The sequence below is a fragment of the Streptomyces sp. GL_141 genome (assembly GCF_057834385.1).
In genome coordinates this window covers 5,780,505-5,806,830 of record NZ_CM174402.1, presented here as the reverse complement: position 1 = coordinate 5,806,830, position 26,326 = coordinate 5,780,505, and the positions used below count along the sequence as shown (strand labels likewise).

At 73.3% G+C, this 26,326-nt stretch carries 25 protein-coding genes; 8 read left to right on the top strand and 17 right to left on the bottom strand.

Features of this window, described 5'->3' with window-relative positions:
• Window positions 1-50 precede the first annotated feature (50 nt).
• Window positions 51-746 carry a TerB family tellurite resistance protein gene (locus AC3IX6_RS25690; RefSeq protein ID WP_243334707.1) on the bottom strand — a complete coding sequence of 232 codons (696 nt, stop codon included), beginning with the start codon at window positions 744-746 and terminating at the stop codon, window positions 51-53.
• A 209-nt stretch (window positions 747-955) separates the two neighbouring features.
• On the opposite strand from AC3IX6_RS25690, the gene AC3IX6_RS25685 reads away from it, so the two are divergent.
• Window positions 956-1,414: an SDR family NAD(P)-dependent oxidoreductase gene (locus AC3IX6_RS25685; protein WP_489364973.1), complete on the top strand. Its 459-nt coding sequence runs from the start codon at window positions 956-958 to the stop codon at window positions 1,412-1,414.
• Between the two features lie 79 nt (window positions 1,415-1,493).
• Here the strand turns inward: AC3IX6_RS25685 and leuA are convergent, their stop codons facing one another.
• Complete coding sequence (leuA, locus tag AC3IX6_RS25680) at window positions 1,494-3,257, bottom strand: 2-isopropylmalate synthase (RefSeq protein WP_489364971.1); 1,764 nt, start codon at window positions 3,255-3,257, stop codon at window positions 1,494-1,496.
• A gap of 375 nt (window positions 3,258-3,632) precedes the next feature.
• Between leuA and AC3IX6_RS25675 the strand changes: the two genes are divergently transcribed.
• From AC3IX6_RS25675 to AC3IX6_RS25660, 4 genes are all read left to right on the top strand, one after another.
• A complete protein-coding gene (locus AC3IX6_RS25675; RefSeq protein WP_489364969.1) occupies window positions 3,633-4,688 on the top strand; it encodes a M4 family metallopeptidase in 1,056 nt (351 codons plus the stop codon).
• A gap of 24 nt (window positions 4,689-4,712) precedes the next feature.
• The gene (locus tag AC3IX6_RS25670; RefSeq protein WP_489364967.1) at window positions 4,713-4,982 is read left to right on the top strand and encodes a protealysin inhibitor emfourin; all 270 of its coding nucleotides are present in this window, start codon (window positions 4,713-4,715) and stop codon (window positions 4,980-4,982) included.
• Window positions 4,983-5,063: 81 nt separating this feature from the next.
• Window positions 5,064-5,885 (top strand): GNAT family N-acetyltransferase, encoded by an 822-nt coding sequence (locus AC3IX6_RS25665; protein WP_489364965.1) that lies wholly within the window; start codon window positions 5,064-5,066, stop codon window positions 5,883-5,885.
• Window positions 5,886-6,067: 182 nt separating this feature from the next.
• Window positions 6,068-6,739 carry a class I SAM-dependent methyltransferase gene (locus tag AC3IX6_RS25660; protein ID WP_489364963.1) on the top strand — a complete coding sequence of 224 codons (672 nt, stop codon included), beginning with the start codon at window positions 6,068-6,070 and terminating at the stop codon, window positions 6,737-6,739.
• 26 nt (window positions 6,740-6,765) lie between these two features.
• Here AC3IX6_RS25660 and era read toward each other — a convergent pair whose 3' ends face one another.
• From era to AC3IX6_RS25645, 3 genes are all read right to left on the bottom strand, one after another.
• On the bottom strand, window positions 6,766-7,716 hold the full coding sequence (gene era, locus AC3IX6_RS25655; RefSeq protein ID WP_374213701.1) for a GTPase Era: 951 nt from the start codon (window positions 7,714-7,716) through the stop codon (window positions 6,766-6,768).
• 1,028 nt (window positions 7,717-8,744) lie between these two features.
• Window positions 8,745-10,166, bottom strand: coding sequence for a WxL domain-containing protein (locus AC3IX6_RS25650; RefSeq protein WP_489364961.1), 1,422 nt, complete (start codon window positions 10,164-10,166; stop codon window positions 8,745-8,747).
• Window positions 10,167-10,310: 144 nt separating this feature from the next.
• Window positions 10,311-11,411, bottom strand: a complete 1,101-nt coding sequence (locus tag AC3IX6_RS25645; protein WP_489364959.1) for a GlxA family transcriptional regulator — start codon at window positions 11,409-11,411, stop codon at window positions 10,311-10,313.
• 206 nt (window positions 11,412-11,617) lie between these two features.
• On the opposite strand from AC3IX6_RS25645, the gene AC3IX6_RS25640 reads away from it, so the two are divergent.
• Window positions 11,618-12,895, top strand: a complete 1,278-nt coding sequence (locus AC3IX6_RS25640) for an MFS transporter (RefSeq protein WP_489371559.1) — start codon at window positions 11,618-11,620, stop codon at window positions 12,893-12,895.
• Window positions 12,896-12,929: 34 nt separating this feature from the next.
• Entirely contained in the window at window positions 12,930-13,457 is a 528-nt protein-coding gene (locus AC3IX6_RS25635) for an ankyrin repeat domain-containing protein (protein ID WP_489364957.1), read from the top strand.
• Here the strand turns inward: AC3IX6_RS25635 and AC3IX6_RS25630 are convergent.
• The 6 genes from AC3IX6_RS25630 to AC3IX6_RS25605 form a co-directional block, all read right to left on the bottom strand.
• Window positions 13,454-13,810: a cytidine deaminase gene (locus AC3IX6_RS25630; RefSeq protein WP_489364955.1), complete on the bottom strand. Its 357-nt coding sequence runs from the start codon at window positions 13,808-13,810 to the stop codon at window positions 13,454-13,456. The genes AC3IX6_RS25635 and AC3IX6_RS25630 overlap by 4 nt on opposite strands.
• A 238-nt stretch (window positions 13,811-14,048) precedes the next feature.
• Entirely contained in the window at window positions 14,049-14,411 is a 363-nt protein-coding gene (locus AC3IX6_RS25625) for an MmcQ/YjbR family DNA-binding protein (RefSeq protein ID WP_489364953.1), read from the bottom strand.
• On the bottom strand, window positions 14,408-15,715 hold the full coding sequence (locus tag AC3IX6_RS25620; RefSeq protein WP_489364951.1) for a hemolysin family protein: 1,308 nt from the start codon (window positions 15,713-15,715) through the stop codon (window positions 14,408-14,410). The genes AC3IX6_RS25625 and AC3IX6_RS25620 overlap by 4 nt, the downstream gene beginning before the upstream one ends.
• The gene (gene ybeY / locus AC3IX6_RS25615; RefSeq protein WP_489364949.1) at window positions 15,712-16,209 is read right to left on the bottom strand and encodes an rRNA maturation RNase YbeY; all 498 of its coding nucleotides are present in this window, start codon (window positions 16,207-16,209) and stop codon (window positions 15,712-15,714) included. Before ybeY ends, AC3IX6_RS25620 begins: the two co-directional genes overlap by 4 nt.
• Before the next feature lie 13 nt (window positions 16,210-16,222).
• Window positions 16,223-17,269, bottom strand: coding sequence for a PhoH family protein (locus AC3IX6_RS25610; protein WP_382971137.1), 1,047 nt, complete (start codon window positions 17,267-17,269; stop codon window positions 16,223-16,225).
• Window positions 17,270-17,646: 377 nt separating this feature from the next.
• The gene (locus AC3IX6_RS25605; RefSeq protein ID WP_489364947.1) at window positions 17,647-18,744 is read right to left on the bottom strand and encodes a carbohydrate kinase family protein; all 1,098 of its coding nucleotides are present in this window, start codon (window positions 18,742-18,744) and stop codon (window positions 17,647-17,649) included.
• A 268-nt stretch (window positions 18,745-19,012) separates the two neighbouring features.
• Here AC3IX6_RS25605 and AC3IX6_RS25600 point away from each other — a divergent pair, with 268 nt between their 5' ends.
• Window positions 19,013-20,461, top strand: coding sequence for an MFS transporter (locus tag AC3IX6_RS25600; protein ID WP_489364945.1), 1,449 nt, complete (start codon window positions 19,013-19,015; stop codon window positions 20,459-20,461).
• 217 nt (window positions 20,462-20,678) lie between these two features.
• Here the strand turns inward: AC3IX6_RS25600 and AC3IX6_RS25595 are convergent, their stop codons facing one another.
• From AC3IX6_RS25595 to hrcA, 6 genes are all read right to left on the bottom strand, one after another.
• Window positions 20,679-21,587, bottom strand: a complete 909-nt coding sequence (locus tag AC3IX6_RS25595; protein ID WP_489364943.1) for a ribonuclease Z — start codon at window positions 21,585-21,587, stop codon at window positions 20,679-20,681.
• Between the two features lie 3 nt (window positions 21,588-21,590).
• Window positions 21,591-21,950 carry a histidine triad nucleotide-binding protein gene (locus tag AC3IX6_RS25590; protein WP_489364941.1) on the bottom strand — a complete coding sequence of 120 codons (360 nt, stop codon included), beginning with the start codon at window positions 21,948-21,950 and terminating at the stop codon, window positions 21,591-21,593.
• 99 nt (window positions 21,951-22,049) lie between these two features.
• Window positions 22,050-22,793, bottom strand: coding sequence for a 16S rRNA (uracil(1498)-N(3))-methyltransferase (locus AC3IX6_RS25585; RefSeq protein WP_489364939.1), 744 nt, complete (start codon window positions 22,791-22,793; stop codon window positions 22,050-22,052).
• A complete protein-coding gene (locus tag AC3IX6_RS25580; RefSeq protein ID WP_489364937.1) occupies window positions 22,790-23,881 on the bottom strand; it encodes a nitronate monooxygenase in 1,092 nt (363 codons plus the stop codon). The genes AC3IX6_RS25585 and AC3IX6_RS25580 overlap by 4 nt, the downstream gene beginning before the upstream one ends.
• A 201-nt stretch (window positions 23,882-24,082) precedes the next feature.
• On the bottom strand, window positions 24,083-25,219 hold the full coding sequence (gene dnaJ / locus AC3IX6_RS25575) for a molecular chaperone DnaJ (RefSeq protein ID WP_250739430.1): 1,137 nt from the start codon (window positions 25,217-25,219) through the stop codon (window positions 24,083-24,085).
• A complete protein-coding gene (hrcA, locus tag AC3IX6_RS25570) occupies window positions 25,220-26,236 on the bottom strand; it encodes a heat-inducible transcriptional repressor HrcA (protein ID WP_489364935.1) in 1,017 nt (338 codons plus the stop codon).
• Window positions 26,237-26,326 lie beyond the last annotated feature (90 nt).

Here is a 26,326-nt window from a genome sequence, read left to right as displayed (position 1 = left end):
GAAGGCCCGTACGAGACCTCGCACGGGCCCGTACGGGGCCGGTCCGGGCCTTACGGCGCCCGGACCGCCGACAGCAGCCGCGCGACCTCGTCCGCGTCGATGCGCAGCGCCGCGCCCACGGTCGCCAGCACCTCGCGTTCCGCGGGGATGTACGGGCCGTCCGCCAGCGCGACGCGCGCGCCCTGCAGCAGGATCGATTCGCGGCCCGGGCCGGCCAGGTGCGGGGCCAGCGGCTCCAGGGCCTCGTGCAGCTCGATCGAGAGCGCGGCGCCGTAGCAGTCGGGGCCGTCGTAGAGCCCGAGCCGCCCCTCTTCGGCGGCCAGCCCGTCGACGAGGGACTCCAGCTGCTCCTCGGTGCAGTCCTGGAACCCGGCGGACCGTACGGCGCCCACGGCGGCCTCCAGCGCACTGCGCGAGGCCGTCCCGCCGGCGGCCAGCACGGCCAGGGTCACGGTGTGCACGGCGTCGCGCAGCAGCGTGGAGAAGCGGGTGGTGGTGAGGTGGTCCAGGACCTCGGTGCCGAAGCGCTCGCGGCAGCCCTGGCACTCGACGACGGGGCCCGCCTGCCCGCGGGGCAGCAGCGGCACACCGAGGACGGTGAAGCGGCGGCGTCCCGTGCGCCGGCGGTAATTGCGGTCGCCACCGCAGTCGGGGCAGAAGAACTCCCCGTCCCCCACGGTGCTCCAGGTGGTGCGGATACCCCAGACCGTCAGCTTCCGGCCGTCCCCACCCCGAACTGGCAGCACGTCGCACCTCCGTAACCTTCCGGCAACATCGCCGGGTTGGCGTGATGTTAGCCACATCGGTGAGGATGCGTCAGTCGTGTGACAAGACAACATCGCCCGGCCGCCGTACTTGGCCGATCTGCGCCCCTGCCCGCATCCGGCCCCGCACCCGGCCCCACCTGCGCGCCCGTTGCCCGCGGCCGCCCCCCGGCTTCCATCCGCTCGGCCGCATGAACGAGAAGTCTTGTCTGGTGACCGGCGCCGCGAGCGGCATCGGCCGGGCCACGGCCCTGCTGCTGGCCCGCTCCGGAGCCCGGGTGACCGCCTCCGACGTCAACGGCCGCGGCCTGGAGGCCTTGCACGCAGCCGGGCAGGCCCGGCAGGCCGCGTACGGGCCGGCGAAGTTCGTGGCCCCGGGGCTGACCAAGCACCTGGCGGTGGAGTGGGCGGCGCACGGGATCCGGGTCAACGCGGTGGCCCCCGGAACCATCCGTACGGAGCGGGTGCTCGCGCTGACGGACGAGCCGGGCGGGCCGGAGTACCTCGAGGAGGTCACGGCGGCCCACCCGATGGGCCGGCTCGGCGAACCGGAGGAGGTGGCCCGCGTCATCGCCTTCCTGGCCTCCGACGCGGCCTCGTTCGTGACCGGGGTCGTCCTGCCCGTGGACGGCGGCTACCTGGCGCGCTGAAGCCGCCCGGAAACGGCCGACCGGAAACGGCGGAACCCCGCCCCTCCGGAAGGGAGGAGCGGGGTTCACGGACGAACGGTCAGCGGCCCGCGCGGTTGACGGCGGAGATGACCGCCTTCAGGGAGGCGCGGGTGGTGTTCGCGTCGATGCCGATGCCCCACAGGACGCGGCCGTCGATCGCGCACTCGATGTACGAGGCGGCGACGGCGGAGGCGCCCTCGCTCATCGTGTGCTCGGTGTAGTCCAGCAGGCGGGCGTCGATGCCGATGCCGGCCAGCGCGTCGAAGAAGGCCGAGATCGGGCCGTTGCCGGTGCCGTCCAGCACGGTCTCCGCGCCGTCCACGACCGCCTCGACGGTCAGCGTGTCGGTGCCGTCCTTGTCGGTGGTGGTCTGGCCGGAGCGCAGCTGGATGCGGCCCCACGGGTTCTCGGGGTTGGGCAGGTACTCGTCCTGGAAGACGTTCCAGATCGCGGCCGGGGTGACCTCGCCGCCCTCGGAGTCGGTCTTGGCCTGGATGATCCGCGAGAACTCGATCTGCATGCGGCGCGGCAGGTCCAGCTTGTGGTCGTTCTTCAGGACGTACGCGATGCCGCCCTTGCCGGACTGCGAGTTGACCCGGATGACCGCCTCGTAGGAGCGGCCGACGTCCTTGGGGTCGATGGGCAGGTACGGGACCGCCCACTCGATGTCGTCGACGGTCTTGCCCTGGGCGGCCGCGTCGGCCTCCATGGCGTCGAAGCCCTTCTTGATGGCGTCCTGGTGGGAGCCGGAGAAGGCGGTGTAGACGAGGTCGCCCGCGTAGGGGTGGCGCGGGTGGACTTCCATCTGGTTGCAGTACTCGCTGGTGCGACGGATCTCGTCGATCTGCGAGAAGTCGATCTGCGGGTCGATGCCCTGCGAGAAGAGGTTCATGCCCAGCGTGATCAGGTCGACGTTGCCGGTGCGCTCGCCCTGCCCGAACAGGCAGCCCTCGATGCGGTCGGCGCCGGCCATCAGGGCCAGCTCGGCGGCCGCCACGGCGGTGCCGCGGTCGTTGTGCGGGTGCACGGAGATGCAGATGTGCGCGCGGCGGGTCAGGTTGCGGGCCATCCACTCGAAGCGGTCCGCGTGGGTGGAGGGCGTCGAGCGCTCCACGGTGGCGGGCAGGTTCAGGATGATCTCGCGGCCCTCGGACGGCTGCCACACGTCGCAGACGGCCTCGCAGACCTCCAGGGCGAAGTCCAGCTCGGTGTCGGTGAAGATCTCCGGGCTGTACTGGTAGCCGAAGACGGTGTCGGCTCCCAGCAGCTTGTCCGCGTACTCCATGACCAGGCGGGTGCCGTCGACGGCGATCTGCTTGATCTGCTCCTTCGAGCCGCGGAAGACGACCCGGCGGAAGGTGGGCGCGGTCGCGTTGTACAGGTGCACGGTGGCGCGCTTGGCGCCGACCAGCGACTCCACGGTCCGCTCGATCAGGTCCTCGCGGGCCTGGGTCAGTACGGAGATGGTCACGTCGTCCGGGATCGCGCCCTCTTCGATGATGGAGCGCACGAAGTTGAAGTCGGTCTCACCGGAGGACGGGAAGCCGACCTCGATCTCCTTGTAGCCCATGCGCACCAGCAGGTCGAACATCTCGCGCTTGCGGGCGGGGGTCATCGGGTCGATCAGCGACTGGTTGCCGTCGCGCAGGTCCGTGGACAGCCAGCGGGGGGCCTTGGTGACGCGGGCCTCGGGCCAGGTGCGGTCGGGGATGTCCACCTGCTCGTACGAGCCGTACTTGTGGATGGGCATCCCGGAGGGCTTCTGGGTGTGGGTCGCGTTCGTGATGGGCGTGGGGCGACCGACAAAAGTGTGCTGGCTCATGGCGTAGGGCTCCTCGCGTGTCCGCGTGTAGTTCGCTGGGACGGCCGACGGACGGTCGCAAAACCGCAACACCAAACTCCGCGGGGAGGGGGTCGGCCTACGACTACAGGCCCTCGCCGCGGCAGCTAAGGAGGAGCAGCCCGAAACGCATGATGGGCCGAGCCTAACCGAGCCGCCCCGTAATGCGGGACCTGTTTCAGTATGCAAGACCCGCAGGTCCGTTTTGCACCCTTTGTGAGCTAAGCCTCTTTACCGTTGCCCGCCCGGCCCGATGTCCGGTTGATCCGTCAATGCGCCGCGAACACTTTCAGACGACCGAATGAATCATGGTCGCGGCTAGTGACACGGCCGTCACGCACTGCCACATTGCCGGGCATGGATGCCTTCTTCGCTCGCCGCCACCCCGTCTTCTGCACCGTGGTGCCGCCGCACCTCCTGGACAAGATCGCCCGGTCGGAGGACCCCGCCCGGGCCGCCGCCGCGCGGCGGACCCTCGAACTCGACGCCTCGCACCGGGTCCGGCGGCTGATGACGGTGCTCCCGCCCGCCGGGGACGCTCCGTCCGAGACCCCCGAGCGGACCATCTACGACGCCGAGCACCGGACCCGGCTGCCCGGGAAGAAGGTGCGCGGCGAGGGCGAGGACGCCGGCCAGGACGCCAGCGTCAACCGTGCCTACGCCGGGCTCGGGGCCACCTTCGAGCTCTTCTTCAAGGCCTTCGGCCGCCACTCCATCGACGACGCGGGGCTGCCGCTGGACGCCACCGTCCACTACGACCGGCTGTACAACAACGCCTTCTGGGACGGCAGCCAGATGGTGTTCGGCGACGGCGACGGGGACCTCTTCCTCGACTTCACCGTGTCCGTGGACGTCATCGGGCACGAGCTGGCCCACGGGGTCACCCAGCACACCGCCGACCTGGAGTACTACGGCCAGTCCGGCGCGCTCAACGAGTCCGTGTCCGATGTCTTCGGCTCCCTCATCAAGCAGTACTCCCTCGACCAGACCGCCGGGGACGCCGACTGGCTGATCGGCGCCGGACTCCTCGGTCCCTCCGTGGACAGCGGCTTCGCCCTGCGGTCGATGAAGGCGCCCGGAACGGCGTACGAGGACGACGAGCTCGGCAAGGACCCGCAGCCCGCGACCATGGACGACTACGTCCGCACCTCCCGCGACAACGGCGGGGTGCACATCAACTCCGGCATCCCCAACCACGCCTTCTACCTCGTCGCGACCGAGCTCGGCGGCAAGGCCTGGGAGCGGGCCGGGCGGATCTGGTACGACACCCTGATCGGCGGGGAGCTGGGCCCGAAGGCGGACTTCGCCCGGTTCGCCGCCCTGACGACCGCCGCGGCCGTCACCCGGTACGGCGACGGCGGCGCGGAACACCAGGCGCTGCAGAAGGCGTGGTCGACGGTCGGCTTGGGGTAGCGGGCGTGGGGTAGAAGGGCGGTCATGCGGATTCAGGTGGTGCGGACGGGCGGCTTCGCGGGGATCGAGCGGCGGGGCGAGGTGGACACCTCAAGCCTGCCCGACGCGGACGAGTGGCAGGCGCTGGCGCAGCTGGCCCTGCGACCCGGCCCGCCCGGCGATCCGGCGGACCGGATCCGGGACGGCTTCTCGTACCGGATCACGGTGGACGGGCACACGGTGCTCTGCCGGGACCCGAACCTGTCCGACGCGCAGCGCTCGCTGATCTCGCGGGTTCTGAAGGAAGGCGCCTGAAGGAGGCGCCTGAAGGAAGCTGCCCGAGGAGGCCGCCGGAAAGAAGGTGCCCGATCGCGTCCCGGTTGCTTGGATGGCCGGATGATCACGCCTTCCGACTGCCTGCCCGAGCTCGAGCGCTACTACGACACCGCACCCAGGGCGGGCGGTGCGCGGGCCGAGGACTTCGGCCCGCTGACCCTGTTCGTCCAGGAGAGCGACGGCTGGCCGTACTACGCGCGGCCCACGCTCGGCGCCGCCTCGGCTGACGGCGTCTCGGCGGCCGATGTCGAACAGGTGCTGGCCCGGCAGCGGGAGCTGCGGATCCCCGAGGCCTTCGAGTGGGTGGCCGAAACCACCCCCTCCCTGCGGGCCGCCGCGGAGGCCGCCGGGCTGAGCGTGCACGCACATCCACTGATGGTCCTCGACCCCTCGGCGGTACGGCTCCCCGCGCATCCGGACGTACGCGTGCTCGGCGCGGCCGACCCGCTGCTGCGCCCGGCCGTGACGGTGCCGATGCTGGCCTTCGCCGCTCCCGGCACCACGGTGGGCGAGGCGGGCCCGGCGGAGCTCGCGGTGGCGGAGCAGGACCCGGCCTCGGAGGGCCGCCGGATCCGGGTGGCGGGGATGATCGAGTCGGGCCGCACCGCGCTGGCCGCGGCCGTGCGCGACGGCGAGGTCCTGTGCTCCGGCCAGTACGTCCCGGTCGGCGACGTCGCCGAGGTGGTCGGTGTCGGCACCCTCCCGTCGGCCCGCCGCCAGGGCCTGGCCCTCGCGGTGACGGCGGCCCTGGTCGCCGACGCCCTGGCCCGCGGAGCCCGCACGGTCTTCCTCTCGGCGGGAGACGAGGACGTGGCCCGCCTCTACGCCCGCCTCGGCTTCCGCCCCGTGGGCACGGCCCTGATCGCGGACCGGCCGCTGTGATCCGCCGGCCGCGCTGACGGGCCGGGGGTCGGCCCGGGTGCGGCCGGGTGCGGCCCGCGCAATTTCTGACCCCGTTTTTTGCGGGAACGGCAAGGGCGCTTGGCCAGCACGGAGGTCCGGGCGGAGCATCGGAGGCGCGGGGACCCGGTCCCCGGACCCGTACCGACCGGAAAGAGACCGCCATGGCGCACGCGCACGACCACGCCCCCCACTCCCCCGAGAGCGACGTCGCGGGCGGCTTCGCGGGCGAGGAGTTCTGGGACTCCCGCTACCGCGAGAGCGAGAGGATCTGGAGCGGCGAGGCCAACGCCGTGCTGGCCCGGGAGGCCGCCCCGCTCGCTCCCGGCCGGGCCCTGGACCTCGGCTGCGGAGAGGGCGGCGACGCCGTGTGGCTCGCGCGGCAGGGCTGGTGCGTCACCGGGACGGACATCTCCGGGGTCGCCCTGGAGCGGGCGGCGGCCCACGCCGCCGACGCCGGGGTCGCGGACCGCACCGCGTGGGAGCGGCACGACCTCGCTGAGTCCTTCCCGGCGGGCGCGTACGACCTGGTCTCCGCCTGCTTCCTGCACACCTTCGGGGAGTTCCCGCGCGAGCGGATCCTGCGCCGGGCCGCCGCGGCCGTGGCCCCCGGCGGGATCCTGCTCGTCGTCGGCCACGCGGGCTGGGCGTCCTGGCAGGAGGACCGCCCCGAGGTGGACTTCCCGACCCCGGACCAGGTCCTCGCCCAGCTGGAACTGGAGGCCGGCGCCTGGGAGGTGCTGCTGGCGGAGGAACACGTACGGGTCCAGAACCAGCCTGACGGCCGGCCCGGGACCCGTACGGACAATGCGCTGAAGGTGCGGCGGCTTCCCTAAAACCTTGGGAGCCCGCCCGCCCCCGTCTAGAAGCCCAGCTTGCGGAGCTGCTTGGGGTCGCGCTGCCAGTCCTTGGCGACCTTCACGTGCAGGTCGAGGAAGACCGGGGTGCCGAGCAGCGCCTCGATGTGCTTGCGCGACTTCATCCCGACCTCCTTCAGGCGGGCGCCCTTCGGGCCGATGATGATGCCCTTCTGGCTCGGCCGCTCGATGTAGAGGTTGGCGTGGATGTCCAGCAGCGGACGGTCCGCCGGGCGGTTCTCCCGGGGGATCATCTCCTCGACGACCACGGCGATGGAGTGCGGGAGCTCGTCCCGTACGCCCTCCAGCGCGGCCTCGCGGATCAGTTCCGCGACCATCACCATCTCGGGCTCGTCGGTGAGGTCGCCCTCCGGGTACAGCGGCGGGCTCTTCGGCAGCATCGGCGCGATCAGGTCGGCCAGCAGCTGGACCTGGGTGTCGCCGACCGCCGAGACGGGGACGATCTCGGCCCACTCGAAGCCCAGCTCCTCGGCGAGCTGGTGCACGGCGATGAGCTGCTCGCCCACCACCTTGGACTCGACGAGGTCGGTCTTGGTGATGATGGCGATCTTGGGGGTCTTCTTGATCCCCGCGAGCTCCTTGACGATGAACTTGTCACCGGGGCCGAGCTTCTGGTCCGCGGGCAGGCAGAAGCCGATCACGTCGACCTCGGACCAGGTCGCGCGCACCACGTCGTTCAGCCGCTCGCCGAGCAGCGTGCGCGGCTTGTGGAGGCCGGGCGTGTCGACCAGGACGAGCTGGGCGTCGGGGCGGTGCACGATGCCGCGGACCGTGTGGCGGGTGGTCTGCGGCCGGTTGGAGGTGATCGCGACCTTGGTACCCACGAGCGCGTTGGTCAGGGTCGACTTCCCCGCGTTGGGACGGCCGACGAAGCATGCGAAGCCCGCACGGTGCGGGCTGGTGGTCTCGGGGGAACGATCGCTCATACGGGCCATTCTCCCCGATGCGGCTCCCAGCGCCGACCAGACCGCCGCCACGAGGGCGAGAGCGGCCGCGAGCAGGCCGTTCAGGGCGGGGTGCGCGGCGTGTCCGGCGGTGGCCCGGGCGGCCGCCCCGTCGGCCCGCGCCACCACCGCGACCTCGGCCCATTCCAGGGCGGGCACGTCCGCCCAGCGGGCGGTGAGCCGGACCCGCTGGCCGGGCAGCAGCTCGGCGGGCAGGCCGGTGAGGGGGCGGGAGACCAGCCCCCGGCCCAGCGCCCCGGAGGCGGTCAGGGTGGCTCGGGGGCGCAGGGTGACGTTGCCGAGGTTGTGGAGCGTGTACGAGATCTCCGCGCCGGCCGCGCCGCGACGGGCGGTGCGGAGCTCCTCGACGGCCAGGGCGGGGGCGGTGGGGCCGGTGACCCGGAGGTAGACGCGGGCGGCGACGGCCTGCTGAACCCCTATCCCCTGTCCGGCGATGGCCCCGGTGGCGGCGCTCGGCCGGTCCTCCAGGGCGACGACGGCTCCGGGGTGGTCCCCGGGTTCGGCCCGGTCGGGGACGGTGAGGGTGAAGCCGACGTCGACCGCCGTCTTCGCCGGGACGGTGATCCGCTCCCGCGCCAGCGCGGTCCAGGCGCCGGTGGCGGTGCGCGGTTCCTCGGGCCCGCGCAGGGCGAAGCCGCCGTCGCGGGCGGTGTTGTACGCGTCGGCGGCGTAGAGGCGGAAGGTGCGGGGGCGGTCGGTGCGGTTGGCGATGGTGACGGAGTCGGTGACGCTCTGGCCGGGGGCGGCGGCGAGGTAGAAGTACGGGCGCTGCCCCAGGGTGTTGGCGGCGGGCAGGACGGACCACTGCCCGTTGTCCGCGGCGCCGGCGGCCCCGGCTCCGCCGAGCAGCCCGAACCCGGCCAGCACGGCGGCGGCCGCGGCCGTGGCCAGGCGCCTGCGCACCCGTACGGCCAGTGCCGCTGCCGCGGCTTCCCCTCCCCCCGCCCCGCCCTTCCCCCGTTCCCCGGGGCGGAGCCCCAGAAGGGGACCGGACCGGGTCACGACAACGTCAGCGTCAGCACCGCCGTGTAGGCGCCCGGCGGGGTGTACGGGGGCACCTGGAGGGTGACGGCCGCATCGACGGTGAAGGTGCCCCCGACGAGGGCGGCGTCCCCGGTGGAGGCCAGCACCGCGCCGTCCGGCCCGACGGTGCCCGTACTGCCCGGGGCGCACGCGCTGGGGCTGCCGGGTGCGGCCGCGCAGGTAGGGGTCCAGCTCAGGGAGGCGCCCGGGATGCGGATCCCGCCGGAGCCCGTGAAATCGGTGACCTTGCCGATCAGGGACCACCCGGCAGGCCCGCCGCGGGCGTCCTTGACGGTGACGGTGCCGATCCGGCCGGCCGCCGCGCCGCCGTCCCCGTACGGGACCGCGGCCAGGGTCACGGCGTCGCCCTCCTGGGTCATGCCGAGCTCCCCCGGCTGCACGACGGCGGTCACCGTCTGGCTGCCCGGCGGCAGCGGGGCGGCGACGATCACCGTGTACGCGGCCGGGCCGGAGCCCCGCTCCGGAGTCCAGGCGGCGCCCTCGTACGCCACGACGGCGGTGGTCGCCCGGTCCGTGACCGGCAGCTCCGCGAGGACCACGCCGAGCTCGTCCGCCTTCGCGGTGACCCGGTCGGCGGTCTCCGCCGCACCCGCCCGGCCGGCCACGGTGACCTCGGCGCCGGGGGCGAAGCCGGCTCCGGTGACCTTGACCTCGGCGCCCGGGCCGCCCGCGGCCGTACCGAGCGCGACGGTGCGCAGGTTGGCCATCGGGAGCGGGCTCGCGGTGATCCGCTGCGCCACCGGCGGGCCGTCCGGCAACGGCAGCAGCGACGGATTCGGGGACGGGGGCGGGGACAGCGGCGACCGCGAGGGGGCCGCGGAGCCGGAAGCAGACGCGGAGGGCTTCGCCGACGGCCTCGGATCCGGTCCCGGCGGCACGCTCCCGGGGGCGGCGGCGCAGACCGTGTCGAGTTCGAGCAGGTGACCCGTGTGCAGGGTGTAGCCGCCCGGGGCCAGGGTGATCTCGCCGGGAGCGGTGACGGTGAAGGTGCCGGTCATGGTGACGGCGGGCAGCGCCGCGCCCGCCTCGACGGGATCGTTGCGCTTGGCCCCGACGACCGTGACCTCGCCCTGCTGCACGCCCCCGAGCACGATGCGGCCGGTCGGGGTGAGGACGTCGGCGGGCAGGCCGACGGAGAGCGGGTTCACGGCGGGGGTCCGGGTCACCTGGTAGGTGACGGTGACGGTGTCGCCCACGCGCGGCGCGGGGTCGTCGACGGTGATCCGGGCGGTGGTGGGACCGTCGGCCGGCGGCAGTCCGGCTTCCTGCGGAGGCAGGCAGTGCGTGGGGAACTCGACCTGCCCGGGAGGCGTCTCCCCCTCCGCGGCGGCGGGCGCGCTCAGGGCGCCCCCGGTCGCGGCGGCCAGGACCGCCATGCCGACGGCCGCCGACCACCCTCTGTGCCGCGCCGTCGTCCGCGCCGTTGCCCGCGCCGGTGTTCGCGCCGAAGTCCGCACTGACCGCCCCCTGGGATCCCGTACCCCGCCAGGGGGCCATTCACGAGCGGGCGGGGGGATAAGTCAATGCACGGACCCGGCAACAACTGATGTCCCATCAGGAGATGGCAGGGTGGCTCCGGACGCGGTGCCGGATGGGGCTCCGGAGGCGGTGCCGGACGCGGCTCCGGACGCGGTGCCCGGTGCGGTGGCACGGAAGGTCCGCCGGTAGGCCGTCGGGCTCACGCCGAGCGCCGCCTGGACGTGCTTGCGCAGGGACTGCGCGGTCCCGAAGCCCGCCTCCCGGGCCACGTGTTCCATCGGCAGGTCGGTCTGCTCCAGCAGCGCCCGGGCCCGCTCCACCCGCTGCCCGACGATCCACTCGCCCGGGCTGAGCCCCGATTCCTCCCGGAACCTGCGCGTGAAGGTCCGTACCGACATCGCCTCCTGCCGGGCCAGGTCGGTCAGCCGCAGCGGTTCGTGCAGCCGGTCCAGTACCCAGGCGCGGGCCGCGGTGGTGGCCGACCGCTGCGGCTGCGGCACCGGGCGCTCGATGAACTGCGCCTGCCCGCCCTCGCGGTGCGGCGGTACGACGGTGCGCCGGGCGACGTCGTTGGCGACGGCCGCGCCGTGGTCGCGGCGCACGATGTGCAGGCACAGGTCGATCCCGGCGGCGACTCCGGCGGAGGTGAGCACGTCCCCGTCGTCGGTGTAGAGCACGTCCGGGTCGACCAGCACGGCCGGGAAGGTCTGCTGGAAGTGCCCGGCGGCGGACCAGTGGGTGGTGGCCCGGCGGCCGTCCAGGAACCCGGCGGCGGCGAGGACGTACCCGCCCGTGCAGATGGAGACGAGCCGGGTGCCGGGCCTGATGTGCGCGAGGGCGCCGGCGAGTTCGGGGGTGAGCCGGCCCTCGTCGTGGACCGGGCCCAGCTCGTAGGAGGCGGGGACCACCACCGTGTCGGCCGTGGCCAGCAGTTCGGGACCGTGCTCGACGTGGATGTCGAAGTCGGCGTCCGTGGGCACCCGGCCGGGGGCGAGCCCGCAGGTGAGGATCTCGTACAGCGGCCGCCCGGCGGGATCCATCGCCCGCCCGAAGATCCGGTGCGGGATCCCGAGCTCGAAGGGCAGCAGTCCGGCGAGGGCGAGTACGACAACACGGTGGACACGGTGCGCGCGGGGCTCCATGGCCCGATCATATCGAAGCATGTCGGTCAGGCCACTGTCGTACGGGTCCCCGGCGGCCGGAAACTATCGGCGTGACGCAGACAGACCCGGGCCCCGGCCCCTCCCCAGGCCCCTCCCCCGCACCGACGCCCGGCTCCGGCCCGGCGGCCGGTACCGGCCCGACGCCCGCCTCCGCCCCGGCGGCCGCCACCGGCTCCCCCGCCGGCGTGCCCGGGCCGCCCACGCCGCCCCGGCCCCCGCACCGCATCCACCGCGCCTGGTTCGTCGCGGCCGTCGCCTTCGTGACGATCATCGGCGCCGCCGCCTTCGCCTCGCTCCCCGGCCTGCTCATCGAGCCGCTGCACGAGGAGTTCGACTGGTCGCGGGGCACGATCGGCCTCGCCGTCTCCGTGAACCTCGCGCTGTACGGGATCACCGCGCCGTTCGCCGCCGCGCTGATGGACCGCTTCGGCATCCGCAGGGTCGTCGCCCTCGCGCTGACCGTCATAGCCGCCGGCTCGGTGGCCACGGTGTGGATGACCACCTCCTGGCAACTGATCCTGTACTGGGGCGTCCTGGTCGGGCTGGGCAGCGGCTCGATGGCCCTGGCCTTCGCCGCGACCGTGACCAACCGCTGGTTCACCGCCCGCCGCGGCCTGGTCACCGGCATCCTGACCGCCGCCGGGGCCTCCGGCCAGCTGATCTTCCTGCCCCTGCTGGCCTGGCTCGTCGAGAACCACGGCTGGCGCCCGGCGGCGGTCACCGTCTCGCTGGCGGCCCTGGCCGTCGTGCCCTTCGTATGGCTGCTGCTGCGCGACCACCCGGCGGACATCGGGACCACCCCGTACGGGGGCGAGTACACCGCCAAGCCCGCGCCCGTCCCCGGCGCCGCCCGCCGGGCCCTGGGCGTCCTGGCCAAGGCGGCCCGGACCGGCCCCTTCTGGCTGCTGGCGGGCACCTTCGCGATCTGCGGGGCCTCGACGAACGGGCTGGTCAAGACCCACTTCGTCCCCTCGGCCCACGACCACGGCATGCCCGTGACGGCGGCGGCCGGCCTCCTCGCCGTGATCGGCGTGTTCGACATCATCGGCACGGTGTTCTCCGGCTGGCTGACGGACCGCTTCGAATCCCGCCGCCTCCTCGCCGTCTACTACGCCCTGCGCGGGATCTCGCTGCTCTTCCTCCCGATGCTGCTGGCCCCGACCGTGCACCCGCCGATGGTGTTCTTCATCGTCTTCTACGGCCTGGACTGGGTCGCGACCGTCCCGCCGACGATCGCGCTGTGCCGCGAGCACTACGGGGAGGACGGGGCCATCGTCTTCGGCTGGGTCCTGGCCTCGCACCAGATCGGCGCGGCGGTGGTGGCCTTCCTCGGCGGCCTGGCCCGCGACGCCTTCGGCTCGTACGACCCGGTCTGGTACGCCTCGGGCGCCCTGTGCGCGATGGCCGCCCTGATGGCGATGGTCATCCGCCGGCGGACCTCCGCCGAGGTCGCCCGGACCTGACGGCCCGCCCGGTCCGGGCTGCCAGGATGGGCCCGTGGACGACACGGGCGGGACGGTGGTGGCGGACGAGCTGGTACGGGCGGCGGGGGCCGGGGACGAGGCCACCGTGGCACGGCTGCTGAGCCGGGGCGCCGCAGCGGACGCGCGGGACGCCGAGGGGCGCACGGGGCTGGACCTCGCCGTGCGCGAGGGCCGGGACGGCGTGCTCCGCATGCTGTTGGCGGCCGGCGCCGACCCCGAGCAGATCACGGGCCCGTGCGACGAGGAACTACCGCTGGTGCAGGCGGCCACCAGGGGCCGCACCGGCATCGTGCGGCAGCTGCTCGCGGCAGGCGCCGAGCCCGACCGCGCCAATGGACTGCGCGCCACCGCTCTGGGCCGTGCGGGGGCCGAGGGCCACACGGAAACGGCCCGGGTCCTGCTGGAGCACGGGGCGGATCCGCACGTCCTCTGGAAGGCCCTGACCCCCGCCGAGTGGGCGGCCCGCTTCGGCCACCCCGAAACGGCGGAGTTCCTGCGCACCTGGTCCGCCGGGCCGGTGGGCCCGGCGGCGACGGCCTAGGCTCCGGCCGGAGTGCTCGACTTCAGGGTGCCGTCCGGGCCCGCCAGGAGGACCGGGGTGTCCGGGCCGCCGAGGTCACGGACCGCCGCGCGGTCGGCGTCGGAGGGGGCCTGCGCCGCGCTGACGACGGCCGCCGCCTCCAGGGACTGGGCGCCGCTGGCCACGGCCATCGCGACGGCCGTCTGGAGCGCGCTCAGCTTCAGGGAGTCCAGATCCACGGTTCCCGCCACGTACGTACGGCCGGTCTCGTCCCGGACCGCCGCCCCCTCGGGCACGCCGTTGCGGGCCCGGGCGCTGCGCGCCAACGTGATGATCTTGATGTCTTCGGGGTCGATCCCGGTGCTGTCGGTCATAGCCCGAAGCATATGGAGCGCGTCCGCGGGGCCGCACGACGGCCCCGCGGACGCGCTCTCCCCTCCACCCCCGGTGTCCCCCCGAGATCTTGGTGGCGCAGGGATAAAACTAAGCGCTGCGTAAGCGGACGTGCGGCCCCGAAGGTCCCGTGATCGATGACCTTGGACCCCTCCCGGATTCCACGACGAGGAACGCCGGGAACGCCGGGAACACCGGCCCCGTCCGCTCCCGCATCCGCTACGGCCGGTCGAGCCGCAGCCGCTCCGCCCTCGGCAGACCCGCGACCACCAGGTCGTACGAGTCCTCGACCAGCTCCCGGACCAGCGCGTCGGGCAGCGCCCCCGGCCCGCCCGCGGTCACCGTGTTCCAGTGCCGCTTGTTCATGTGCCAGCCCGGCACGACGGCCTCGTGCTCCGCCCGCAGCCGCACCGCCTGCTCCGGATCGCACTTGAGGTTGACCTTCAGCGGGTCGCCGTCCAGCGCGCTCAGCGCGAACACCTTCCCCAGCACTTTGAACACCGAGGTCTCCGGGGTGAAGGGGAACTCCTCCACCGCCGCGTTGAACCCCAGGCAGAAGGCGCGCAGCTCCGTCGGCGTCACTCCGTCTCCCCGTCCTGCTCCTTCACCGGAGCCACCGGCTCCACCAGCACGGTCACGATCTTGTTCCGCCGTCCCGCCGGGGACTCCGCCGTCAGCCGCAGCGGCCGCCCGTCCGGCAGGTCCACCACCGCCGAGGCGCCGGCGATCGGCACCCGGCCCAGCGCCTTGGCGAGCAGCCCGCCGACCGTCTCCACGTCCTCGTCGTCGAAGGAGTCCACCTTGAACAGTTCACCGAGATCGGTGATGTCCAGCCGCGCGGTGACCCGGTAACGGTCCCCGCCCAGCTCCTCCACCGGCGGGATCTCCCGGTCGTACTCGTCGGTGATCTCACCGACGATCTCCTCCAGGATGTCCTCGATGGTGACGATGCCGGCGGTGCCGCCGTACTCGTCGATGACGACCGCCACGTGGTTGCGCACCGACTGCATCTCGCGCAGCAGGTCGCCCGCGTTCTTGGTGTCCGGCACGAACACCGCGGGCCTTATCGCCGTGGAGACCAGGTCGCTCTCCGCGTCCCGGCTGATGTGCGTCTTGCGGACCAGGTCCTTCAAGTACACGATGCCGACGATGTCGTCCTCGTTCTCCCCGGTCACCGGGATCCGCGAGAAACCGGACCGCAGCGCGAGCGTGGTCGCCTGACGGACCGTCTTGTACCGCTCGATGCAGACCAGATCGGTGCGCGGCACCATGACCTCGCGCACGAGCGTGTCCCCCAGCTCGAAGACCTGGTGCACCATGCGGCGCTCGTCGTCCTCGATCAGCGATTCCTTCTCCGCCAGGTCGACCATCGCGCGCAGTTCCGCCTCGGAGGCGAAGGGCCCCTTGCGGAAGCCCTTTCCGGGGGTGAGTGCGTTACCGAGGAGGATCAGCAGCTGCGGGATCGGCCCCATGATCCGGGCGAGGGGTACGAGGACGTAGGACGCCGCCGTCGCCGTGTTCAGCGGGTGCTGCCGGCCGATGGTGCGCGGGGACACGCCGACCGCCACGTAGGACACGAGCACCATCACGGCGATGGCCACGAGCAGCGCGGTCCAGTTCTCCCCGAACTCGTCGAGGCAGACGTACGTGACGAGCACGCCCGCCGCCATCTCGCAGGTGACCCGGACCAGCAGCGCGACATTGACGTAGCGGGTGGGGTCGCCGGCGACCTGGGCCAGCTTCGCGCTGCCGCGCCGCCCCTCCCGAACGGCCTGCTCGGCGCGGAACGCGGAGATCCGGGCGATCCCGGACTCGGCGCACGCGGCGAACCAGGCCACCACGACCAGCAGGACGGCCCCGATGATCAGCTGGAGACCACCGGTCATGAGACGGTCGGCGCCGGGGACGGGCCGGTCACGCCGTTCTCGCCGCGCCAGCCGTCCACGATGGCCGCCTGGAGGCCGAACATCTCGGCCTTCTCGTCCGGCTCCTCGTGGTCGTACCCGAGCAGGTGCAGCACCCCGTGGACGGTCAGGAGCTGGAGCTCCTCGTCCATGGAGTGCCGCGTCGGCGCGTCCTCGCCCTGCTTCTTGGCGACTTCGGGGCAGAGCACGATGTCACCGAGGAGACCCTGCGGGGGCTCGTCCTCGTCCTTCTTCGGCGGACGCAGCTCGTCCATCGGGAAGGACATGACGTCGGTGGGTCCGGGCAGGTCCATCCACTGGATGTGGAGCTGCTCCATCGCGTCCTCGTCGACGACGATGACGGAGAGCTCCGAGAGCGGGTGGATCCGCATCCGGGTGAGTGCGTAGCGGGCGATGTCGAGGATCGCCCGCTCGTCGACCTCGGTTCCGGACTCGTTGTTGACGTCGATCGACATGGTGCGCTGATTTCTACTTCCGCTGGAAGCCGTTCCGCGACTGCTTCGCGTCCTGGCTGTCGTCGTACTTCTCGTACGCATCGACGATACGGCCGACCAGCTTGTGCCGGACGACATCCTCGGACGTGAGCCGCGAGAAGGCGATGTCCGGAACGCCTTCGAGGATGTCCTGCACCTGTCGCAGACCGCTCTTGGCGCCACCCGGGAGGTCGACCTGGGTCACGTCGCCGGTGACGACGATCTTCGAGTCGAACCCGAGCCGGGTCAGGAACATCTTCATCTGCTCGGGGGTGGTGTTCTGCGCCTCGTCGAGGACGACGAAGGCCTCGTTGAGAGTCCTGCCCCTCATGTACGCCAGCGGCGCCACCTCGATGGTCCCCGCCGCCATCAGCCGCGGGATCGAGTCCGGGTCGATCATGTCGTGCAGGGCGTCGTAGAGCGGCCGCAGGTACGGGTCGATCTTGTCGAAGAGGGTGCCGGGGAGGAAGCCGAGGCGTTCGCCGGCCTCCACCGCCGGGCGGGTCAGGATGATCCGGCTGACCTGCTTGGACTGCAGGGCCTGGACCGCCTTGGCCATGGCGAGGTAGGTCTTGCCGGTACCGGCGGGGCCGATGCCGAAGACGATCGTGTGCTTGTCGATCGCGTCCACGTAACGCTTCTGGTTGAGCGTCTTGGGGCGGATGGTGCGGCCGCGGCTGGAGAGGATGTTCTGGGTGAGCACCTCGGCGGGCGTCTCGTCCGGACCCTGGCCGTTGCCGCTCGACTTGAGCATGGCGATCGAGCGTTCCACTGCGTCCTCCGTCATCGGCTGCCCGGTGCGGAGCACCAGCATCATCTCGTCGAACAGGCGCTGGATCAGCGCGACTTCCGCCGCCGCACCGATCGCGCTGACCTGATTGCCCCGAACATGGATGTCGGCCCTCGGGAAGGCCTTCTCGATCACGCGCAGCAGGGCGTCGCCCGAGCCGAGGACGGACACCATCGGATGGGTGGCCGGTACGGAGAAGTGGGCGCGCGCCTGGCCCGGCGCGGGGGTCTTGGCTGTCGGTGTCTGAGTCATGGGCCGGCACTGTGGCCTGCGCATACCTCCCACTGAGGGGCCGCGCCGATCGACGGCCACCGGACTTCCAAGCCTACGTCGCCACTCCGCCATCCCCGAGGGGTTTTACGGGGTCCCGTACAGGACCCGGCCCCCACCAGCACCCCCGGCCCGAACCAGCCCCCTCCGGCCCCCGTCAGCGCCTCCGGCCCGAACCGGCCCCCTCCGGCCCCCTTCAGCCCCTCCGGCCCCCATCAGCCCCTCCGGCGCTTGAGGAGCGGGGGTCCGGGGGCTGGCCCCCGGCAACGGCGCCGCACCCGGCCGGACCACCCCCGGGGCATCGGGGCCGGGGGCGCGGCCCCGCCCGCCCCCGCACGCGTCCCCCGACCGGCCAGGCCCTACGCCGACTGGCGGAAGCCGATCGTCGGGACCGCCCTGCGGCGGCTGGCCGGGGCGGCGGCCCGCGGAACGAGGTCGTCGAGGAAGCCGTACCGCCCGCGCAGGGCCTCCGGGGCGGTTCGCCACCAGTGGGCCACCTCCGGCCAGCCGGGCGCCGACAGGGAGCCGCCGAACTCCTGCACCGACAGGGCCGCCGTCAGGCCCGCGAAGGCGAGCCGGTCCGCGAGCGGCCACTCGGCGAGGGTGCCGGTGAGGAAGCCCGCCACGTACACGTCGCCCGCCCCGGTCGGATCCAGCGCGTCGACCGCGATCGCGGGGACCTCGGCCGTCTCCCCGGTCCGCCCGTCCACCGCGCACGAGCCCTCGGAGCCCATCGTCACCACCGCGATCGGCACCTTCTCGGCCAGCGCCCGGGCCGCCGCGCGCGGGCAGTCGGTGCGCGTGTAGGCCATCGCCTCCCCCGCGTTGGGCAGGAAGGCCTCGCAGTGCTCCAGGTCGGCCAGCGCCCCCAGGTCCCACCGCCCGCTGTCGTCCCAGCCGACGTCGGCGAAGACCCGGGCCCCGCGCCGGGCCGCCTCGGCGACCCAGGCCTCGCCGCCGCCCGGGCCGAGCGAGGCCACGGCCGCGCGGGCCCGGGGCGGGCACTGCGGGAACGGGCCGGGGTCCGCCGGGAGCGGGGCCTCGTGGCCGTGGGAGACCATCGTGCGCTCGCCCTCGTACGCCATCGAGACCGTGACGGGGCTGTGCCAGCCGGGCACGGTCCGTGACATCGAGAGGTCGATGCCCTCGCCCTGTTCGAGCGCGTCCCAGCAGTACTCGCCGTAGTGGTCGTCCCCGAAGGCGGCGGCCAGGGAGGTGCGCAGGCCGAGCCGGGCGAGGGCGGTGGCCATGTTGGCGACGCCGCCGGGGCTGGAACCCATGCCGCGCGCCCAGGACTCCGTGCCGCGCACGGGGGCCGAGTCGAGGCCGGTGAAGATGATGTCGAGGAAGACCGTGCCGGTGAGGAAGACGTCGCAGCCGGGTTCATGGGGGTCCCTCAGCGGACCGAGCGGGTCCACGGCGGAGTCGAGGCTGTCCCGGCTGCTGCGACTGGTCACGTTGTACTCCCCGTTCGGTCGGTGCGCGTTCTGATCTTGGCGGGTCGTTTCTTCAGCGGGTCGTTCCTTCAACGGGCTTCCCGATCGGACTTCCTGATGGGATTCAACCCACTCCCGCCGCCAGACCCTCCCTCCCGGGCGGGCCCGGAGTACAGTGTGACGCAGATCACCGCCCGAACGCTCTTCTCCGGATATCGGGCGGCTTGATAGATATGAGCCCCGCGGTCTTGCGGAATCTCACGCTCCACCTGCACCACATGGAACACCCGTGCCCGACCGCACCCCCGCGCCGCCCGCCGCCTGGCCGCTCGTCGCGCTCTTCACCTCCGGTTACGTCGCCCCGTACCTGCTGCCGACCGTCGTCGGCCGGCTCGACGCACACCTCCCGCTGAGCCCCGCGCAGGCCGGTCTGATCGGCTCGGTCCTGCTGCTCGGCTCGGCCGCCGCCGGATTCACCCTCGCCTCCCGCATCCCGCGCCACGGACCGCGTCCGCTGGCCCGGCTCGGGCTGCTGCTCGCCGTCCTCGGGTACGGCACGGCGGCCGCCACCGCGCAGCTCCCCCTCGTCATCGCGGGCGCCGTACTCGGCGGCTTCGGCTCGGGCACGGCCACCGCCGTGGCCGCCTCCGGGATCGCGGCGCAGCGCGACCCGCACCGGACCTCCGCGCTGGGGCTGCTGTCGGTGTCGGCCACGGCCGGGGCCCTGTACCTGACCCTGCCCCGGCTCGGCGGCGGGCACTGGCTGCCGTTCGCGGCGATCGCCCTGGTCGCGCTGGTGTGCTGGCCCGCGACGCGGCGCCTGCCCGGGGCCGACCGCGCGGACCGCGCGGACGCCACGGACCTCACGGACCGTGCCGCCGGCACCGGCACCGGCACCGGCACCGGCACCGGCACCGGCCGGGGCGTACGGGCCTCCGCGCGGCTGCCCTACCCGCGCGCCGGGATGGTCCTCGCCGGGGCCCTGATGCTGTGGTCGCTCGCCCAGAACGCCCTGTGGGGCGTCAGCGGCCGCATCGGCGCGCAGCAGGCGGGCCTGTCCGAGGTCACCCTCGGGATGGTCTTCGCGGCCGCGCTCGGCGCCGGGCTGCTCGGGGTCACCGCCGCCTCCGCGCTCGGGTCCCGGCTCGGACGGGCGGTCCCGGTGGGCGTGGGCACCGCGGTCATCGCCTGCTGCGTGGTGCTGGCCTCGCACGCGCGGGACCTGGGCTCCTTCGCGGCCGGGGAGATCCTGTGGAACGCGGTCTACCCCGTCGTGCTCTCCTACGCCATCGGCCTCGCCGCCGCCCTCGACCCGCGCGGGCGCTGGGCCGTCCTGGTCGGTTCCGCGTCCTCGCTCGGTGTGGCCTGCGGGCCCGTCACCGGGAGCCTGCTCGCCGAGGGGGCGGGGTTCCCCGGCATGGGCCTGGTCCTCGGTGGCCTGCTGCTGGCGGTGGCCGGGCCGATGGCCGGGGTCGCCCTGCACGTCGGCGGGCGCCCGCTGACCCCCGGCTCGGTGCGCCGGCGCGGCGGGGCCCCGGCGGCCGTGCTCGCCGCCGGGGCCGGGACGCCGGCCGGTTCGGTGCCGCGGGTCGGCGCGCAGGAGCTGGAGGTCGTGGAGCTCACACAGCTCCGCCACCGCCAGCTCCGCCTGCCCCCGCTCCGGGTGCTGCTGCTCTCCCCAGCGGCGGCCCGCCGAGCCCGGGAACGCCCCCGCAGACGCATCCGCACCGGCGCCTAGGCACCAACCCTGGGGGCGAGGTCCCCTACCCGCCCTTCCCCCGTTCCCCGGGGCTGTGCCCCGGACCCCCTGGGGCTCTGCCCAGACCCCGCGCCTCAAACGCCGGCGAGGCTGGGTGTATCCAGCCCGTCCGGCGTTTGAGGACCGGGTCCGGGCAGAGCCCGGGGAACGGGCGAAGGGCGGGTAGGGGACTTCGCCCCGCAGGGCACCGCGCCCGCTATCCGGCCCGCTTCGGCACGGGGACCCGTACGAGATCCGCGGCGATCGTGAGCTCACCCTCGAAGCCGGCCGCACGCGCCTGGTGTTCGAACTCCGACGGATCGGTGTAGCGCTGCGAGAAGTGCGTCAGCACGAGGTGCCGCACGCCCCCGTCCCGGGCCACCCGAGCGGCCTGCCCGGCGGTGAGGTGCCCGTGGTCGGTGGCCAGTTGGACGTCCTCGTCGAGGAAGGTCGACTCGATCACCAGCATGTCGCAGCCCGCCGCGAGATCCTCGACGCCCTCGCAGAGCCGGGTGTCCATGACGAAGGCGAACCGCTGTCCGGCGCGCGCCTCGCTGACCTCGTCGAGGGTGACCCCGCCGAGGCTGCCCTCGCGCTGGATGCGGCCCACGTCCGGCCCCTTGATGCCGTGCCGGGCGAGCAGTTCGGGCCGTATCCGGCGCCCGTCGGGCTCGGTGACCCGGTAGCCGAAGGACTCCACGGGGTGCGAGAGCCGTACGGCGTCCAGGGTGTACGCGTCCCCGCGGGCCAGGATCCCGTCCTCGGCCACCGGCTCCTCCGCGAGCTGCACGGTCTCGCGGTAGGCCGTCGCGTACCGCAGCCGGTCGAAGAACTTCTGTCCGGAGGCCGGGTAGTGGGCGGTGACGGGGTGCGGGACCCGGTCGAGGTTGATCCGCTGGATGACCCCGGCGAGGCCGAGGCTGTGGTCACCGTGGAAGTGGGTGACGCAGATCCGGTTGATGTCGTGCGCGGCCACCCCGGCGCGGAGCATCTGGCGCTGGGTGCCCTCGCCGGGATCGAAGAGGATGCCCTCGCCGTCCCAGCGCAGCAGGTAGCCGTTGTGGTTGCGGTGGCGGGTGGGTACCTGGCTGGCGGTGCCGAGGACCACGAATTCTCGTACGGACACGGTTTATCCCGGGGGCCATTCGAAGCCACGGCCGCCGAGGACGTGCGCGTGGGCGTGGAAGACGACCTGGCCGGCGCCGGCGCCGGTGTTGAAGACCAGCCGGTAGCCGCGGTCGGCGAGCCCCTCGTCGACCGCGACGCGGCCGGCTTCGGTCAGGACGTCGGCGGCGATCCCGGGCTCCGCGGCCGCGAGGGAGGCGGCGTCGGGGTAGTGCGCCTTCGGGATGACGAGGACGTGGGTGGGTGCCTGCGGATTGATGTCGCGGAAGGCGACGGTCGTGTCCGTCTCCCGGACGACCGTCGCGGGAATGTTCCCCGCGACGATCTTGCAGAACAGGCAGTCGGCCTGCGGTTCCCCGGCCATGTGCTGAGCCCTTCGTGACGGGTGATCGGTTCCGGCATCGTATCCACCGCCGCCGGCCGGCCCCGTCAGGACCAGCGCCCCGTCAGGCCCGGCAGCCCGTCAGGACCAGCGCCCCGTCCGCGCCAGCAGGACCGCCGCCGCGGCCGTGCCCGCCGTGGAGGTGCGCAGGACCGAGGGGCCCAGCCGGTACGGGTGCGCCCCGGCCGCCGCGAAGGCGGCGAGTTCGTCCGGGGAGACCCCGCCCTCGGGTCCGACGACCAGGACGACGGAGCCGGCGGCGGGCAGTTCCGCGGTGGCCAGCGCGCCCGAAGGGGCGTCCCGGTCCTCGTGCAGGACGACCGCGAGGTCGGCCTCCGCGAGCAGCGCGGCGACCTGCTTGGTCGACAGCGCCTCCGCGATCTCGGGGAAGCGGACCCGGCGGGACTGCTTGCCGGACTCGCGGGCGGTGGCCCGCCACTTCGCGAGGGATTTGGCGCCCCGGTCGCCGCGCCACTGGGTGATGCAGCGCGAGGCCTGCCAGGGCACGATCGCGTCGACGCCGGTCTCCGTCATGGTCTCGACGGCGACCTCGCCCCGGTCGCCCTTGGGCAGGGCCTGGACGACGGTGATCCGGACGGCCGGCTCCGCCTCCTCGAAGACCCCGGTCACGGAGACGACGAGGCGGTCCTTGCCCTCGGCGGCCGTCACGACGGCCTCGGCCCAGCCGCCCCGGCCGTCGGTCAGCACGAGGTCCTCGCCGCGGGCCAGCCGCTTCACGGAGACCGCGTGGCGGCCCTCAGGGCCGTCCAGGACGAACTCCGGCCCCGCGGGAACCTTTTCGACCACGAACACCGGGGCGGTCATGACGCACTCCTCATCTGCATTGCCTTCAACGCGTTCTGGGCCGCGCCGAGTTCCGCCGCGAGCACCTCCACCAGTTCCCCGGCCGGCAGGGCCCGCGCCAGCCGGTGCCCCTGGCCCGCCCACAGGGCCATGCCCTGCGGGTCCCCGGCCGCGGCGGCGGCCTTGCGCAGCGGCGCGGTCAGGTGGTGCACCTGCGGGTACGCGGACGGGGCGTACGGCCCGTGCTCGCGCATGAACCGGTTGACCAGTCCGCGGGCCGGCCGCCCCGAGAAGGCCCGGGTCAGCTCCGTGCGGACGAACAGCGGGTCGGTCAGCGCCTTCTTGTGCAGGGCGTGCGCGCCGGACTCCGGGCAGGCCAGGAAGGCCGTGCCGAGCTGCGCGGCCTCCGCGCCCGCGGCGAGCAGCGCGGCGATCTGCGAGCCGCGCATCAGGCCGCCCGCCGCGATGATCGGGAGGGCCACGGCCTCGCGCACCTGCGCGACGAGCGCGAGCAGGCCGACTCCGGCCGTGCCGTCGCCCTGCGGGTCGTCGCGGTGGGTGCCCTGGTGGCCGCCCGCCTCCACGCCCTGGACGCAGACGGCGTCGGCGCCGGCCGCCTGGGCGGCGCGGGCCTCCTCGACGGAGGTGACGGTGGCGATCGTGTACGTACCGACCTTGCGCAGGCAGGTGAGGGCCGCGGGCGAGGGCAGGCCGAAGGTGAACGAGACCACGGGTACCGGGTCTTCGATGAGAATGGCCAGTTTGGCGTCGTAGCCGTCGTCGCTGGTGCCGATGATGTCCTCGTCGGCGAGGGAGATCTCGTACCAGGAGGCCTCGCTGGCGAGGTGCCCCCGGTAGGCCTCCACGACCGCCGGGTCCGCGTGGGAGGCCTGCGGCAGGAAGAGGTTGACGCCGAAGGGCCGGCGGGTGAGCGCGCGCAGCCGCTTGATCTCCTGGTACATGCCGTCGGCGGTTTTGTAGCCGCCGGCGAGGAAGCCCAGTCCGCCCGCTTCGCACACGGCGGCCGCGAGCGGCGGGCAGGACGCGCCGCCCGCCATGGGCGCCTGCACGATCGGGTACGCGAAGAGACCGTTCGGTGCGGAGGACATGAGCTGCATCGTGCCATGTCCCGCTCACGGGACCGAATCACGGCATTCGCCTGGCATAGTCCCCTTCACCGGGGTGCCCGAATACCGTCGCCGCCCTGCCGCCCCGCATGCCGCGAGCCCGGTCCGGGGTTCCCCGGACCGGGCTCGCAGGTGTTCTCGCACACCGCCGGGACGCCGCCCTACGGGTGCTCCGCGCGCGGCTCAGCGCCCGTTGAAGGCGTCCTTCAGGCGGCTGAACAGGCCTTGCTGGCCCGGCGCGAACTGGCCCATCGGCCGCTCCTCGCCGCGCAGCTTGGCCAGCTGGCGCAGCAGGTCCTCCTGCGCCGGGTCCAGCTTGCCGGGAGTGGTGACCTCGACGTGCACGATCAGGTCGCCGCGCCCGCCGCCGCGCAGGTGGGTGACGCCGCGGCCGTGCAGCGGGATCGCCTGCCCGGACCCGGTGCCGGGCCGGATGTCGATCTCCTCCAGGCCGTCCAGCGTCTCCAGCGGGCACTTGGTGCCCAGGGCCGCCGCGGTCATCGGGATGGTGACCGTGCAGTGCAGGTCGTCCCCGCGCCGCTGGAAGGTCGGGTGCGGCAGTTCGTGGATCTCCACGTACAGGTCGCCGGCGGGGCCGCCGCCGGGGCCGACCTCGCCCTCGCCCGCGAGCTGGATCCGGGTGCCGTTCTCGACGCCGGCCGGGATCTTGACGGTGAGGCTGCGGCGGGAGCGGACCCGGCCGTCGCCCGCGCACTCGGGGCACGGGGTCGGGACCACGGTGCCGAAGCCCTGGCACTGCGGGCAGGGCCGCGAGGTCATGACCTGACCCAGGAAGGACCGGGTGACCTGCGAGACCTCACCGCGGCCGCGGCACATGTCACACGTCTGCGCCGAGGTGCCGGGGGCGGCGCCCTCGCCGGAGCAGGTGGTGCAGACGACGGCCGTGTCGACCTGGATGTCCTTGGTCGTGCCGAAGGCGGCCTCGTCCAGTTCCAGGTCGAGGCGGATCATGGCGTCCTGGCCGCGGCGGGTCCGCGAGCGCGGTCCGCGCTGCGAGGACTGGCCGAAGAAGGCGTCCATGATGTCGGAGAAGTTGCCGAAGCCGCCCGCTCCGAAGCCGCCGGCTCCGCCGCCGCCCGAGGAGGACAGCGGGTCGCCGCCGAGGTCGAAGACCTGCTTCTTCTGCGGGTCCGAGAGGACCTCGTAGGCGGCGTTGATCTCCTTGAAACGCTCTTGCGTCTTGGGATCGGGATTCACATCCGGGTGCAGCTCGCGGGCGAGCCGCCGGAATGCCTTCTTGATCTCGTCCTGCGATGCGTCGCGGCGCACGCCGAGAACGGCGTAGTAGTCCGTGGCCACTTACGACTCCGCCAGGATCTGTCCGACGTAACGTGCCACTGCGCGTACCGCTCCCATCGTTCCGGGGTAGTCCATGCGGGTCGGTCCGACCACGCCGAGTTTGGCGACTGCTTCGCCGCCCGAACCGTAGCCGACCGAGACGACGGACGTGGAGTTCAGTCCCTCGTAGGCGTTCTCATGCCCGATCTTTACGGCCATTCCCGACTCACTGGCCTCGCCCAGCAGCTTGAGGAGCACGACCTGCTCCTCCAGCGCTTCGAGCACCGGCCTGATCGTCAGGGGAAAATCGTGTCCGAAGCGGGTGAGGTTGGCGGTGCCGCCGATCATCAGCCGCTCCTCCGCCTCCTCGACCAGCGTTTCGAGGAGGGTGTCGAGGACGGCCTTCACCGTCACCCGGTCCTCGTTCTCGAAGGATTCCGGAAGGTCCTTCACCAGCGGCGGCACGTCGGTGAACCGGCGGCCGACGACGCGGCTGTTGAGGCGGGCCCGCAGGTCCGCCAGCGAGGTGTCCGCGAAGGGGGTCTGGCAGTCGACGAGCCGCTGCTCGACCCGGCCGGTGTCCGTGATGAGGACGAGCATCAGGCGGGCCGGGGCCAGCGAGAGCAGCTCGACGTGCCGGACGGTGGACCGGGTGAGCGACGGGTACTGGACGACAGCGACCTGCCGGGTGAGCTGCGCGAGCAGCCGCACCGTACGGCCGACGACGTCGTCGAGGTCGACGGCCCCGTCGAGGAAGTTCTGGATGGCCCGGCGCTCGGGCGTCGACAGCGGCTTGACCCCCGCCAGCTTGTCGACGAAGAGGCGGTAGCCCTTGTCGGTGGGGATCCGGCCGGCGCTGGTGTGGGGCTGGGCGATGTAGCCCTCGTCCTCCAGCACGGCCATGTCGTTGCGCACGGTGGCGGGCGAGACGCCGAGCCGGTGCCGCTCGGTGAGCGCCTTGGAGCCGACCGGCTCCTCCGTCCCGACGTAGTCCTGGACGATGGCGCGCAGCACTTCGAGTCTGCGTTCGCTGAGCATCGCGCACACCTCCATCGTTTCCGTCGTTCGCGGCTTCGGCAGGCCCTGCCTGCTGGCACTCTGAGCGTTCGAGTGCCAGAGATCCCCCGG